The organism is Neobacillus driksii (assembly GCF_013409995.1).
Lineage (GTDB): Bacteria > Bacillota > Bacilli > Bacillales > Cytobacillaceae > Neobacillus > Neobacillus driksii.
On record NZ_JACCBX010000009.1, the window covers coordinates 209,601 to 224,205 of the forward strand.

Annotated in this window: 12 protein-coding genes and 2 pseudogenes; 8 read left to right on the top strand and 6 right to left on the bottom strand. The window is 35.1% G+C overall.

The genetic code is table 11. The features are described 5' to 3' along the window. Positions 1–140: 140 nt before the first annotated feature. The gene (locus tag F4694_RS20715; RefSeq protein ID WP_179601455.1) at positions 141–1,433 is read left to right on the top strand and encodes a hypothetical protein; all 1,293 of its coding nucleotides are present in this window, start codon (positions 141–143) and stop codon (positions 1,431–1,433) included. Between the two features lie 348 nt (positions 1,434–1,781). Here F4694_RS20715 and F4694_RS20720 read toward each other — a convergent pair. Continuing rightward, positions 1,782–1,943 (bottom strand): annotated as a pseudogene (locus tag F4694_RS20720) (IS110 family transposase); the annotation flags it as partial. 431 nt (positions 1,944–2,374) lie between these two features. Between F4694_RS20720 and F4694_RS20725 the strand changes: the two are divergent. Beyond that, positions 2,375–3,706, top strand: coding sequence for a CoA-disulfide reductase (locus tag F4694_RS20725; RefSeq protein WP_179601457.1), 1,332 nt, complete (start codon positions 2,375–2,377; stop codon positions 3,704–3,706). Positions 3,707–3,940: 234 nt separating this feature from the next. Next, complete coding sequence (locus F4694_RS20730) at positions 3,941–4,363, top strand: hypothetical protein (RefSeq protein WP_179601459.1); 423 nt, start codon at positions 3,941–3,943, stop codon at positions 4,361–4,363. 384 nt (positions 4,364–4,747) lie between these two features. Here F4694_RS20730 and F4694_RS20735 read toward each other — a convergent pair whose 3' ends face one another. After that, positions 4,748–4,987, bottom strand: coding sequence for a WGxxGxxG family protein (locus F4694_RS20735; protein ID WP_308806459.1), 240 nt, complete (start codon positions 4,985–4,987; stop codon positions 4,748–4,750). A 341-nt stretch (positions 4,988–5,328) separates the two neighbouring features. On the opposite strand from F4694_RS20735, the gene F4694_RS20740 reads away from it, so the two are divergent. The 4 genes from F4694_RS20740 to F4694_RS20755 all read left to right on the top strand — a co-directional run bounded on the left by F4694_RS20740 (position 5,329) and on the right by F4694_RS20755 (position 10,185). Continuing rightward, entirely contained in the window at positions 5,329–6,339 is a 1,011-nt protein-coding gene (locus F4694_RS20740) for a DUF3231 family protein (protein ID WP_179601463.1), read from the top strand. Positions 6,340–6,962: 623 nt separating this feature from the next. Next, positions 6,963–8,237: a group II intron reverse transcriptase/maturase gene (ltrA, locus tag F4694_RS20745; RefSeq protein ID WP_179601465.1), complete on the top strand. Its 1,275-nt coding sequence runs from the start codon at positions 6,963–6,965 to the stop codon at positions 8,235–8,237. A gap of 245 nt (positions 8,238–8,482) precedes the next feature. Beyond that, positions 8,483–9,505: a DUF3231 family protein gene (locus F4694_RS20750; protein WP_179601467.1), complete on the top strand. Its 1,023-nt coding sequence runs from the start codon at positions 8,483–8,485 to the stop codon at positions 9,503–9,505. Positions 9,506–9,714: 209 nt separating this feature from the next. Then, entirely contained in the window at positions 9,715–10,185 is a 471-nt protein-coding gene (locus F4694_RS20755; RefSeq protein WP_179601469.1) for a hypothetical protein, read from the top strand. 175 nt (positions 10,186–10,360) lie between these two features. Here the strand turns inward: F4694_RS20755 and F4694_RS20760 are convergent. From F4694_RS20760 to F4694_RS20775, 4 genes and pseudogenes are all read right to left on the bottom strand, one after another. Continuing rightward, a pseudogene (locus tag F4694_RS20760) lies at positions 10,361–11,094 on the bottom strand (urease accessory protein UreH domain-containing protein). A 306-nt stretch (positions 11,095–11,400) separates the two neighbouring features. Beyond that, positions 11,401–11,682 carry a hypothetical protein gene (locus F4694_RS20765; RefSeq protein ID WP_218895761.1) on the bottom strand — a complete coding sequence of 94 codons (282 nt, stop codon included), beginning with the start codon at positions 11,680–11,682 and terminating at the stop codon, positions 11,401–11,403. Positions 11,683–12,467: 785 nt separating this feature from the next. After that, positions 12,468–12,644, bottom strand: coding sequence for an aspartyl-phosphate phosphatase Spo0E family protein (locus F4694_RS20770; protein WP_179601473.1), 177 nt, complete (start codon positions 12,642–12,644; stop codon positions 12,468–12,470). A gap of 242 nt (positions 12,645–12,886) precedes the next feature. Further along, positions 12,887–13,726: a tyrosine-type recombinase/integrase gene (locus tag F4694_RS20775; protein ID WP_179601475.1), complete on the bottom strand. Its 840-nt coding sequence runs from the start codon at positions 13,724–13,726 to the stop codon at positions 12,887–12,889. 253 nt (positions 13,727–13,979) lie between these two features. Between F4694_RS20775 and F4694_RS20780 the strand changes: the two genes are divergently transcribed. Beyond that, positions 13,980–14,396, top strand: coding sequence for a hypothetical protein (locus F4694_RS20780; RefSeq protein WP_218895762.1), 417 nt, complete (start codon positions 13,980–13,982; stop codon positions 14,394–14,396). Positions 14,397–14,605 lie beyond the last annotated feature (209 nt).

Genomic DNA, 14,605 nt, shown 5'->3' on the forward strand with positions numbered 1-14,605 from the left:
CGTAAGTAATGGTACAAAAATGATCGAATTTCTTATCTTTTGATTTTACCATGATTTACAAATTTCCTCTATTTGATATAGTAGAATAGTAGGCAACTTAATATATTTCTAGGTGAAATCGTGATGGAGAATAAACGGAAATGAGAAAATTACGTGATATTACAGGGGAACGGTTTGGAAAGTTAACTGTACTAAATGCTGTAAGAGTTCCCATAGGTGATGGGAAGTTTCGTACAAAGTGGAATTGTATTTGTGATTGTGGTAAACAAAAAATAGTCGATGGTTCTTCTTTGACATCTGGAAAAACTAAAACCTGTAACGGGTGTTTACAAGTAGACATATCCATTGGACAACAATTTGGTAAGTTAACAGTTATAAAGTCAGTTAAAATACACGAGAAAAATAGTCACAGAACCATGTGGGAATGTAGATGTGAATGTGGCAACATTCGATTAGTAAGGGGAACTATCCTACAAAACAGAGGTTCCCACTCATGTGAAAAATGTATGAAAAGTCAAAATCTAACAGGAAGACGTTTCGAAAGATTGCTTGTGTTGGAAAATGCTAAAGAAGATGGTTATTGGAAGTGCGTTTGTGATTGTGGTACCACATCAACAGTAAATTATACAAGTTTATTAAGAGGAATCACAAAGAGTTGTGGCTGCCTTGCAATTGATTTGTTGAAGGAACGAAATAAAGCATCAGGTACACATCATATGACTAATACTCGCTTACATAATATATGGGATACCATGAAAGCCCGTTGTCATCGTCAGAACAGCAAGGACTACAAAAATTACGGAGCCAGAGGTATAACTGTTTGTGAGGAATGGAGAAATAAGTTTGAAAACTTTTATCAGTGGGCAATAGACAATGGGTACGAAGAGTATTTAACACTGGATAGGAAAGATGTAAACGGCAACTATGAACCTACAAATTGCCGTTGGGCAACCACTAAGGAACAGGGTAACAACACAAGATACAACCGTTATATCACCATTAACGGAGAAACCAATACAATTGCAGAATGGTCACAGATCACAGGGATAGGTCCCAAAGCCTTAAGATATAGAATAGAGTCGGGTTGGGATGAAAAAGACCTATTATTACCTGTTGGTGTTCATAAAGTGTATATTACAGTAGGTAATGAAACCAAGACCATTAAAGAGTGGTCTAGAGAAAAGGGTATATCAGATACAGTAATTAGCAAGCGCTACAAATCTGGTATTAGGGGAGAAGACCTTTTTGCGTATAATCGAAAAATCATTCTAGTTGAAATCGATGGGGTTACCAAGTCCTTATCTGACTGGTCAAAAGAAACTGGCATACGACTCACCACACTATTACAGCGATATAATAAAGGGAAACGGGGCAAAGACCTTATTGCCCAAACGAAGAAACAAACAATAGAGCAACTTGCATGGGATCTTTAAACGCCTAAATGAGCTTGGAATTTGCCCCAAGCTCATTTTTTACTGGCAAATCAATCATGTATGTTTTACCAGTATGACTATTAAACATCATTAGCCATTCTCATTTGTTGTGCCAAAAAGTGTAAGTGCTACAAACGAAGGATATGAAGTGGTATAGAAGCTAACTAAAGAAGAAATAGTCTAGTACGCTAAGAAAATGAACGGGTTTTATCAAGACTTCAAAATTGATTTTAAAGGAGATACTTACTTCAGACCTTTTTGGATGAGTGTTCCAAATCCTCCTATGCCCCAGAACTATTTTACGAAGACATTAACAAAGATGGAAAAAAGGAATTAATTATGATGACCACCAGCAGCCTTCTCCACATCTTGAAGGAACTCTAATAACCTTCCTAAACCTTGAAGATCGTGTGTAATACTAAAACTCTTATGATGTGGTTTACCTTTATCTAAAAACGCTTGAACCTGACTTTCTCCTTTCGATACATCCAGACTAATCAATGGATTCATTAATTTTCTCCTTCTCATAGAAATACAAATTAGTCGGTAACCCGTAAAGCTCCTTGTGATGTCATAAGTTCGCTTGTTAAACGGGATTATGGTCCCAAACAGCCTGAAACATGTTTATACAAGTAGGGGGGAACAGTTTAGTTGACGGAATCTAGTCCCACGGGTGCGCCGTTTTACCCCGACTGTAATAATAAAACCATAAACAAAAAGGTCAACAGAAAATCTGCCTAATCTTATATTACGAACTGGTGCTTTAGTTTAACAAAGAAAATACTAAAAGTCGGTTCCTTTACAGGAATTCTACTTTTATGTATTGAATTTACTAAGCGTTGTAAATTCGCATTTTCCTGACGCTACCCTATATGGGGATAAATCTTTCTTCATGTTTAAAAATCAGCAATAAATGGAAAATAAAGAAAGGAGGGATGAGTATGAAAGTACTTATTATTGGTGGAGATGCAGCAGGGATGAGTGCTGCAATGCAAATTGTACGAAACAGTTCTGGACATGAAATCACTGTTCTAGAAAAGGGTGGAGTGTATTCGTACGGACAATGTGGCCTACCTTATGTGATCAGTGGGAAGATCGAGTCCACAGATAAGTTAATAGCACGTACACAGTCTACTTTTAAAGAGAAATATGGCATTGATGCACGAGTATATCATGAAGTCCAAAATGTTGACACGGAAAATAAAATGGTAAGTGGAATAAACCATAGTAATGGTGAAACATTTAGCTTTCCGTATGACCGCCTTCTTATTGCAACCGGCGTAGGCCCGGTCATTCCAAAGTGGGAGGGTGTTAAACTTCCAGGTGTCTTCACATTAAAGGCAATTCCTGATGCAAAGACAATCATGGATTATCTTGAGAAAGATATAAAAAATGTGACAGTGATTGGTGGCGGATACATTGGACTCGAAATGGCTGAAAGTTTTGCGGAGCTCGGCAAGAAGGTAACAATCATTGAAAGAAATGAGCAATTAGCAAAAATATTTGATAAAGAAATGGCAGAACTTATCCATGAAGAAGCAGTGAAGCAAAACATTGTGTTAAAAATGGGTGAATCTGTTGAAGCATTCCGTGGTATTGAGCATGTTGAATATGTGAAAACCGATAAAGGGAAGTATGAAACAGATTTAGTATTAGTCGCTATAGGTGTGAAGCCAAATATATTATTTTTGGAAGGGACTGGAATCAAAACAAGTGTTAATGGTTCTATTCAAGTAAATGCGTATATGCAAACAAGTATTAAAGATATCTATGCTGCAGGAGATTGTGCAACACAATATCATCGAGTAAAAGAAATGGATGATCATATCCCATTGGGAACACATGCCAATAAGCAAGGTCAAATCGCCGGATTAAACATTGTTAATATACATAAAACATTTAAAGGTGTTGTAGGCACTTCAATCATAAAATTTTTTGATTTAACTTTAGGGAGAACAGGAATAACAGAAACAGAGGCAAAAATGCTGAACATCCCATGTGGTTCTGTAACAATTATATCGACAGATATCGCTGGATATTATCCTAATAATAAAAAAATGAAATTGAAACTTGTTTATCATAAAGAAACACATAAAGTTCTTGGTGGGCAAATTATTGGGGAAAATGGGATCGACAAACGAATCGATGTTCTAGCAACTGCAATATTCCATTCGATGACAACCGATGAGCTGCTTGATTTAGATCTTGCGTACGCACCTCCATATAATGGTGTATGGGATCCTATTCAGCAAGCAGCTAGAAGAGTAAAGTAGCTTTAATACTAACTATTAACTATATAATGTACTATCGGAGTGCTTTTCCTTATTAACAATCTACAGCATTCAGGCGCATTTCCTAATAAGGAATGTGTCTCTTTTTTTCAGATTTAGAGGATGTTAAGTAGACCAGGAAGAATACGACTAGAATTATGTGAAATATTACACTTAAATTAACGGGGCAGTTTAGCTGAACAAGGATAATCGCATAATAATATCGGAGGTGTTGGGATGATTACGGTTAAGCAAACCGAAAGTTATCTTAAAAATAAGATTGGTGAAGATACCGATGATATAAAAAAGGTTTGGGAAACATTTAAGATTTTTTGCAAAGAGCCAGTTGAGGGAGAAGAGGATAAAGAAATCCTATTTCAATGTGGTGTTTATGATTTTACAGGAGAAGAACTATTTCACCTTGATTTTGTCCGTCAGTTTACTGTTTATGAAGAAGATGAATATTCTCGAATGGAACAACTCCACTGTGAATTTTTATTTAGACCAACAGATGAATTGAGTAAGTTAGAAACAGAAGAATGGTCAATGGATTATGATGAAGTAGATGATTTTTTTAATCATATAGAAGACCTTCAGGAGTTTAAAATACCTTCGAATTTAAAGCCGATAAAATTAGAAATATATCAGGAAGAAGTTTAGACCTTTCTTCACTACCGAGTGCGTTGATCCAAGCAGGATTAACGTCCTTTTTGTTGAATTTCTTATTGAACAAACGGGCAGGTTAGTAGAAGAAGGGAAATGACTCCTTAATGTCGCATTTGACCCATATGTGAGGTAAAGAAGGGTGAAGATATGTTAAGATGGAGTTATGAAAATATTTTAAAAGAATTGAAGACCACGTAATTCAATTGCATTATTAGGATGGAGGGCAGAGGGGCTAACTTGGTTAATAATGTCGATTATACGTATTTATCCATGCAAAAAAAGGACCCTAAGGATCCTATTTTTATTTAATACTCTAATAAGCGATCTTTTAGCTTTGAAAGGTTTGGAGTAAACCATTAGATTAAATAAATCTAAATACTAATCTTTTCTGTCATTTTTTCTTCTTAAACCCAACAGTCCTGCTAAACCTAGTAAACCAATCCAACCCCAATCGGTATCATCGTCATCGTCGTTATCGTTAACGTCGGCTACACGAGTGATTCCATTCATATCGTTGTTGTTGTTGTTATTATTATTTTGTGCGTTAACATTTAACCCAAATAGCATGACAACAGTGATAGTAATGGCAACAAACAAATTCAAAAATTTTTTAATCACCATATTACCTCCTTTCAACATTAATAACTTTAATGTTTCCCCCCAAAAAAACATTATTCGTTTTTAAAAGTGAACTTCTTTCTGCATTTAGCAATAAGGACTTTTTTTAATATCATATGAATTATGTCTGGATATATTGTGAAGAGTTGCACTTAAACTAAAGGGTGCGTTAATCCAAGAAGGATTAACGCTTATTTGTGTTGAAGTTATTGTACTAACGAAGCAGGTTAGTTGAACAAGAACATGACAATAAATGTAGAAAAATTTGTCTCAACCAGATGGAATTACTTTAATATTTTAGGTCAACCTAAAATAAGAAAGTTTTTAGGGAGGTATCGTTTTTGCCAGAAAAACCTGCAATTACGTCATCAGAACTGGGTACGTTATGGCTTACATATCAAGAGAAAACAATGATTTTACGAATGCTAGAGCATTTTATAGAGAAAGCCGATGACGAAAAAGCCAAGGGTATAATGACTAATCTATATGGAGAAATCGATCCTTATGTTGGTAAAATAATGGAAATTTTCAAAAGTGAAGATGCAATTATTCCAGTCGGATTTTCTGCACAAGATGTCAATAAAGACGTGCCAAAGTTATATGATAATGGTTTCGATATAATGTTCGTTCGTCTGTTAAAAGAAATTAGTATGGCGTTGCATTCACTAAATTTAACGATGTCATATCGAGAAGATATTGTAATGATTTATAAAGACCTTACTGCCATTACACAAAATTATTACAATCTTTGCACACAATATTTGCTTGAAAAAGGGATGATCGCTCGACCTCCTTATGTTTCAATGCCTAGTTCAGTTGAGTTTGTTAAAGATACAAACTATTTAAGTGGACTTGCCATTAATCCATTTACTGAAAAACGGACATTAAATTCGGTAGAAGTTGCTCATCTTCATCATTCAATTGAATCAAATATTACTGGGATGCAGATGATTACAGGTTTTGCTCAATGTGCAAATGCAGAGGAAGTAAAAAAATTCTTTAATGAAGGAAAAGAACTCGCTAAAGGTATTATAAAAGAATTAAGCGAAACCTTACTAGAAGGTGATATACAAATTCCTCAATCATCGGGTGGTAATGCAACCCGTTCAACGGTCGCTCCATTTTCTGATAAATTGATGATGTATTGCACAAGTCTTTTTTGTAGTTTTTCGATGGGGAGCAACTCATTAGGAACTGCTTTTAGTTTACGAAATGATTTACCAGCAAAAATGACTATTTTTATGAAAGATATATTTGAATATGCCCATAAAGGTGGGAAAATAATGATTAAAAATGGTTGGATGGAAGAACCGCCTCAGATGGAAGAAAGAAAGCAAATAATTAAAAAGTAAAAGTCCTAATACACTTGTGAAATAAATTTTTCATAAGTGTTTTTTAATCTAATTCTCCTTTTTTTATTAAAGTAACGGGTGCTTATGTTAAAGATGGGGTTGGTTCGGCAATCCCTTTTGTTATGTGTGCCAGGCATGGCAACTATCTAGGTGGTGAAAGTCCACTGTGGGGGTACACATCGACCAACCACTAAGGAAGCGCAAGGTACCTATCGTGAGGTAGGGGCTGGAGGAAGCGTGGAATAAAATCTTGGCTCGACGTACAGAAATCTGATACTAAGGCTTTATAAAGGGATAAGACTCCATACCAAGTCAAAGTCCAAAAGATGTGCGTAACTTTTTAGAGTAAATCAGACGAGTAAAAGAGGAAAGATAGTAGCCTTACCCTGGGAGGTCTTGCGGATGTACAGTAGTACAGTCGAAAAAGGTTAGTCGCAAGAAGTCAGCAGAAGCCATAGTAATGAAATAAACTCATGAAGGGCTGAACAATTTATAGTGTTTCAACACCACGAATGCGTAAGTGACGAACTCCGAATGTGTTAATGATGAAAGTATGAGCGTATCTCAAAGGATAACCAAAAGGGAGCTATCACTTACTACGTGAGAGGGAAGGAGAAACGAGTGTGGAACTTTTAGAACAGATCCTAAGTAATCAAAATATGAATGAAGCCTACTTACGTGTCTATAAAAATAAAGGTGCAAGTGGGGTCGATGGAATAACAGTCGACGAACTAAAGGAATATCTGAAAGAGAACAAAGATGAGCTACGTCAGCGCATTAGAACAAGAAAATACCAACCACAAGCTGCCTTAAGAGTGGAAATCCCAAAAGAAAATGGCAAGATGAGCAAGTTGGGAATACCAACAGTAGTGGATAGAGTAGTTCAACAAACCATTCATCAAGTTCTTAGTCCGATATTTGAAAAGCAGTTCAGTGAATTCAGTTACGGCTTTAGACCAAAAAGAAGCTGTGAGATGGCTATTATAAAAAGCTTGGAATTTCTGAATGATGGACACGATTGGGTAGTAGACATTGACCTTGAAAGATTCTTCGATACAGTTAATCACGATAAAATCATGCGAATTATATCGAACACAATAGATGATGGTGATGACATCTCGCTAATCAGAAAATACCTAGTCAGTGGAGTCATGGCGGAAGGGAAATACGAAGAAACACCCGTCGGGACTCCGCAAGGAGGAAACCTTAGCCCGTTATTGAGCAATATTATGTTAAATGAACTCGATAAGGAACTAGAGAAAAGAGGACTACGGTTAGTGAGATACGCAGATGACGCTCTCATCTTTGTAAAAAGTGAAAAAGCAGCAAACAGAGTGATGGAATCTATCGTGAAATTTATAGAAGTGAAATTAGGATTAATAGTCAATGTAGAGAAGAGTAAAATCTCTCGTCCAAAAGAATTAAAATTCTTGGGATTTGGGTTTTACTACGACTTCACAAACAAGGGATACCAAGTGAAACCTCACCCAATCTCAGTACAGAAATTCCAAAGGAAGCTTCGACAACTGACAAAGCGAAATTGGAGTATTCCGTTAGACTACCGAATATTGAAACTAAAACAAGTCATATTCGGATGGGTAAATTACTTTAGAATCGCAAATATGAAAACTTTAACGAGTCGGATAGATGAAAAGTTACGCTCAAGAATAAGGGTAATTATCTGGAAACAATGGAAGATACCCAGAAAACAAATCAAATCCTTAATTCAACTAGGGATACCCGAAGAAGAAGCGAAAGGATTAACCTTCTGCCGGAAAGGCTACCGGTATATAGGATTATCAAAAGTTGTTCAAAGAGCAATCTCAAACAAAAGACTAAAGCAGAGGGGAGTACCCTCTGCTTTGGAACGTTACTTAAAAGTTCACGCTGTAATATAAATTGAAACGCCGTATACGAGAACCGTACGTACGGTGTTGTGAGAGGGGCGAAAATATTAATTTATTTTCCCTCTACTCGATTGAACTAAAGGGGCAGGTTAGTGGAACAAGGGAATTTAAAATTAGTATGAGCTTCTGCGACTTCTGGGCTCATTTTTCACATTGCCGAGCATAACCAACCAATACATATCAGAGGTAATTTATGGGGATGGTATTTATAGTATTTCTATTTTGGAGGTTTGCTTATGGAGGAAAATGGAGTCCAGATACGACTAACTGCGGGTGAGATGGCTCAACTTTGGAACCAATACTTAAACGATAGTGCAAGTATATGTGTCCTAACATACTTTAGAGAAAAAGCAGAAGATGATGAAATTAAACCGATCATCGACTTTGCAATAGAGCTATCCAAAAGACATGTTAAAACAATTACATCTATATTAACAGAGGAAAAAAATGAAGTTCCGCATGGTTTTAGTGTGGAAGAGGATGTTCATTTAACCGCTCCTAGGCTTTATTCAGACAGTTTTGTACTCAACTTTATAAACCAGATGTCAAAGGTCGGACTTACTTTATATGGTGCCGCTGTGGCAGCATCCGTAAGAAATGACATAAGGACGTATTACACGAACTGTCTGACAGAAACAATGAAATTATATAATCTTTCAACAGAATTATTACTGTCCAAAGGATTGTTTATCAGGTCACCAAACCTGCCTAATTTGGAGAAGGTTGAATTTGTGAAAAAGCAATGGTTTATGTTAGATGTGATTGGAGAAAAAAGACCGTTAGTCGCTGCAGAAGTCGATAATTTATTTGCGAATCTACAAAGAAATGCTCTTGGAGTAGCGGTACTTACTGGATTTAGCCAGGTTGCAAAGAACAAGGATGTAAAACAGTTCTTTTTAAAGGGTTTGGAAGTTGGAAATAAACACATTAAATTATTTAGAGGGAAGTTAGAGGAAAGTAAACTCCCTGCACCAATGGGGTGGGATGCAGAAATAACAAACAGTACCACACAAACATTTTCCGATAAACTTATGTTGTACCTTACATCTGGTTTAATTTCTATGAGTGTTGGTTATTACGGTACAGGTGTCAGTCAAAGTCCAAGAGGAGATCTTAGTTCCATGTATAACAGGCTGTCCTTAGAAGTTCAGATGTATGCGGAAGATGGTGCTAATATCATGATAAAAAATAAATGGTTGGAACAGCCGCCAATGGCATCTGATCGTGATGAATTAATAAGAAGTAAGAAGCAAATATAATTGATATTCGAGTCCTTCTGTAAATAAACAGTAAGGGCTTTTTTATTCTCATTTGGAATTATGCAAATTCCTTCCTTATATTATTCGAAGAATTTCACTTAAACTAAGGGGCTACCAATCTAGGCGACCTTTTTCTTGAACTAACTGGCAGGATAATTTAATAAATAGGGAGATATAATAAGCTTAATATTTGCTTAAGGGGTTTTACTATGTCAAAGAAAAACCAGATGTTATTAAATATCACGTTGGTTATGGTATCTTGGCTTTCAATCCCTTTCTTAGGATCGAGAACCATCAAGAGATACTTCCCAGCGGCTATTCTTTCTATTGTATTATGTAGTTTAGACCTTCAAATTGGGAAACGCCGAAAATGGTGGACTTTTTATAACAATCCTCATTCCTCTTTAAAAAATGAACTTCCTTTTCTTTTCGGTCCTATGTTTGCGATGGCATTCTTGACATTAAAATGGTCCTATGGGAATTTCAAAAAGTTTATGTTGTTAAATGCTATTGGTGGAGTGATCTTTACTTTCCCTGTTACGCAGTTTTTTACAAAATTAAAATTGTATAAATTGGTAAAAATAAACCACCTTCAATTCTTTCTTTATTTTTATTACAAAGCTTTTTTCTTATATGGATTTCAATATTTGTTTGAAAAATATAAAATCAATAAAATGTAAAACATTCCTTTTTAGGGATACAAATTTTACAATTTCAAAGTTTACGCACTGTATTAGGTGATTGTGGGCTTTTTCGCTTAAGATTTGAATATCGGATGGCTATTCTTCAAAATGGAGAATAGCTTTTCTTATTGATGTAACGGAGCAGGATAGTTGAAGAAGAGAGATGGAAAATTCATCTCTCTAACAATCTAACTAAGTATCCAAAGTTAAATAATCCTTCAGTTACCCCTAAGTTGTACATATAAAATATCCCAAACGCTACACTAATCAAGCCAGTTATTTGAGTTAGTGTTCTATTTAGCCTTAATTTCTTTGCACTAAAAACAAATGGAATCCCAATAATGGTAGTAAAGAAAAGCATTCCAAGAACTGTCCCTACACCGAATATAAGGATATAAATAGCGGCCTCCCAAACACCTTTAACTGTACTCATAGTTAATAATACCATTGCACCACTTCCAGCAAGTCCATGAACAAAGCCAATCATCAAGGATTTCGAATATGAAACATTTTTATGTTCATCTTTATGCTCATGTTTACTACTATGTTTATGTGAGTGGACAAGGTTATGTAGTTCTCCAACATGTTCATGCTGGTGGACGTGGATATTTTTAAATGAACGAATAGTTGTAACACCGAGATAAACAAGCATAATACCTACTAGAAACTCTAACGACATAGCCCATTTTTCTGGCATTTCACCTTTCATAAGGATAAGTATAATACCGATAATAAATAAGGTTGCAGTATGACCTATTCCCCAAAATACTCCTGCTAAAGAAGAACGAAATAATTTTTTGCTTTGACTAGCAATGGTAGACACGGCGATTACATGGTCGGGCTCTATTGCGTGCTTGATACCAAGCACGAACCCTAAAGCAGAATTGATAGAAAACCTATTTCCATGAAATTTCCTCTTTAAATAATATATGATAATTAAACAAAGCTACAGCATATAACAATTTTTAGTTTCTTAATTCAAATGTAGAACTTAAAATGTACAATTTAGATAGTAACACACATTAATTTGTTTAGTAAACAAATTAAACATCTAATCGTATATTTTCGAAACAAGTCAGCGTTCATAAATCTCTTTCTTCAACAAACGGGTAGCTCTAGTTTAAGAAACCACTGACTATTATCAGTGGCTTTTTTGTTTGTTAGATGGAAGACCTCTTACGATAACTATTTATCAATCACGGCGGAATTCCATTAATAGTTCGTGGACAATGTGCTGTTTAAAATCTTTTGGCTTATCCAATAGTATCCCTCTTCTTGACCAGCTGTAATTATAAGTCCTAATTCATAATACATATTTTTAGAAACTAAACCTTTTGAAATCATTTTTTGCACTTCATAATAAAATTGAATCAAAAAATCACTTGGTAATTTTTCATACAAAGACATTTCCGAAACACCTACTATTCCTACCTTATTAATGGGAATTGTATCAATTAAAACCGAAATTGAAAAGAGTTTTTTCTCCAGATTCACAAATTTTTCATTTAATTACAGACAGGTTTGACAATACAGCTTTAATCTTGTTGAACTAAAAGGCAGGTTACTTTCATGCAAGGCAAATCTTTATCGGTTAATAAGGTTCTTGTGAGACTAATAGAGGTTCACCTCCTACGGGAGGCACCGACTTATTGAAACGGAAGAATTGAGACACGGATGATGTTACGACTTCAGAAGTGTTGATGATTAAATTGAATTGGATTAGTTGGAACGCCGTATGCGGTGAAAGTCGCACGTACTGGTGTGAACAGGGGGAAAAGGTGGAGATAATTTCAAAGCCTTACCTATCTGTATGAAGAAAGAAGGGGAAAAATAATCTCCCTTTAAGTCATATTTTGAAAGAAATTACGGCGTAAGGGAGAGGTGAAAAAGGAATGATGTTAAACCAGTTATTGACTGCATTATCACTGAAATTAAGCGAAATAGATGAAATACATTAGATATGGACATAGCCAATGAACTTAATGAACTAATTGAAAAAATTGTAGCGAGTATTAAATAGTTTCACATTTCGAGGAATTGACAAATAATGCGTTTATTTAGCCCCACTTAAAAACCAATACAAAATATAAATAGCACCAAGGAACTGTATACCAAAAATGATGCTGAGGATTGTTAATTCCACCGTCTCTCTGCTCTTAGTTTTTTCATTTAAGGGGTTAACCCAACCACCAAGTTTGTTTAGTATTTTCCTATATGAGTGGATTGTTGTAAAGGTTTCACTAAAAATAAAAACAAATAACCTCTTGACTAAAATTTTTTTATTCAATTCTCTCATTCGAAAAATGTTTCATATGAAGGTTTAGTAAATTATCTAACTCTTGACTGCATTTTATGGTCTCTTGACTAATAAAACCTGATCTAGATGCAGTTTCAACCATTTTCTTCTTCATATCATCTATAGCTTTTAGAAGTAAAAAATCAACCGAACATGTCATAATACCTATACTCCTAACAAGATTTTGTAAAAACGTGACAGAAATTATTATATACAAAATTTTGTATATTGGGCTAAATTCGACAAAATTTTTAAAAATACCTCAAAAATGCCTGTCTTTCGCTCGAAAAAGAAAAGTAATCGTTAATACGCATTTCGATTCTATTGTGAAGAAGTGTACTTAAAGTAACGGGTGCAAGAGTGAAAAAAGCAATGCATCTCGACTGCATTGCTTTTTTATTGCTAAAAATACTTCCTATAACATTCCTGTCTGATGCTTCCGCTTAATTGGGCATAAATCCGGGTAGTTTCACTTTTTTCATGACCTAATAAGCTTTGAATAACATCGAGAGGTGCTCCATTATTCAATAAATGGGTTGCATAGCTGTGCCTGAGTTGGTGTGGATGAATGTCTTTGTTAATGCCAGCACGGTTGGAAATCCGCTTAATTATGTATCTCATCGTGGCAATGCTCATTCGATGAGGATCCCGTTCCGTGACAAAGATAGCAGGATCCCTATCTACTCGATTATCCAGGTATCGTTTTAACCAAATTTCGCAGCGAATATTAAAATAAACCTCACGTTCCTTATCGCCTTTACCTCTTATAACAGCTGAACGGTTCGACCAATTAATTCTACCCCTATCTAAGGTAACAACTTCTCCTATTCGGCATCCAGTGGAGAACATGAATACAAACAGAGCCTTTTCCATTGGGGAACAACAGGCTTCCCGTAAATGTTCAATTTCCATTTCGGTCAAAAATTTAGGAATTCGTTTTCCGGTTTTAGGTTCTTTTATTTTAGTTGCTGGATTTTTGGGAATATGCCCTTCTTCATGAGACCATCGAAATAAGGATTCCATAAAACGAATTCGATGAGCCAAACTTGCAGGTTTAAGGCTTTCACTTGATTTTGCTAAATAAGTTTTTAATTGATTCGTAGTGATCGTATCAAGTTGAACATCATTAAAAAAGCGTATAAGTAAGCCCGACTGTAGTTTATATGCTTTTAATGTTTGCGGCGAAAAGCCTTCAATACGCTTATCAGATTCATACGTTTCCCATGCTTTAGATAATAACAAGTTCATCTCTCCCCAAAAAATTCTTTTTTCAGGAATTATTGACCTGTTTCACGAAATTGAAACTGCAGTTCTTATTAAGCTAAAGGTGCAGAATAGTTTAATAAGAAGTGGGTACTATAAGTTCATTAGGTAGACTGGTGCCTTATTTCATATATAAAAGTGTCGTCCTTTATTACGTATAAAATTATATATAATTTAAATACTAAATTTGTCCACATTAAGATTAAGGAATGATGATATGATCCGAGATAGGATGTTAAGAATAGGTATATTAGGTGTACTTTCAACAATACCAGGAGAGATTGCTTCGAGGATATTTGTACATTTTGGTTTCGGAAAGTTTGGTATTTATGAATTATCAAGTCTTATTATTACATTTAACAGACCTGTAATTACCATAGGATTAATGGTAGATTTTTTAGTTAGTAGTGTTTTTGCAATCTTACTTTACTTTATATTTGAAAAGTTTGGTTCATGCCATTTGGTTATAAAAACGACCGTGGGCAGTTTATTTGCCTGGTTAGTATGTGAACTATTATTCACAACATTAATAGAAGGTAAGTATATCGATATTAGACCCATCAATGATTATTATTCTCATATTTTCAGCACCATCATTTTTGGTATTACATTAGGATTGTTGCTAAAAAAATTTATATTCAAGAGTTAACCCTATATTAGGAGTTATATTAAATGTAAAAGAGATTGTGAACAATAGCACTTAAACTATCGGGTGCGATTGTTCAATAAAGAGCAGTCGCTTTTCTTGTTCCTCTAACGAAGCATGTTACTTTAAGAAGGAAAATGTTGAACAAAGGAAGAAGTTATTCACTCCTTTTAGTATAAATTACCCTACTTAATTTCATCATAAAATAAGGA

Coding starts and splice junctions, on each gene's coding strand:
- F4694_RS20715 (WP_179601455.1), top strand. CDS start 141: ATGAGAAAATTACGTGATATTACAGGGGAACGGTTTGGAAAGTTAACT.
- F4694_RS20725 (WP_179601457.1), top strand. CDS start 2,375: ATGAAAGTACTTATTATTGGTGGAGATGCAGCAGGGATGAGTGCTGCA.
- F4694_RS20730 (WP_179601459.1), top strand. CDS start 3,941: ATGATTACGGTTAAGCAAACCGAAAGTTATCTTAAAAATAAGATTGGT.
- F4694_RS20750 (WP_179601467.1), top strand. CDS start 8,483: ATGGAGGAAAATGGAGTCCAGATACGACTAACTGCGGGTGAGATGGCT.
- F4694_RS20755 (WP_179601469.1), top strand. CDS start 9,715: ATGTCAAAGAAAAACCAGATGTTATTAAATATCACGTTGGTTATGGTA.
- F4694_RS20770 (WP_179601473.1), bottom strand. CDS start 12,644: ATGACATGTTCGGTTGATTTTTTACTTCTAAAAGCTATAGATGATATG.
- F4694_RS20780 (WP_218895762.1), top strand. CDS start 13,980: ATGTTAAGAATAGGTATATTAGGTGTACTTTCAACAATACCAGGAGAG.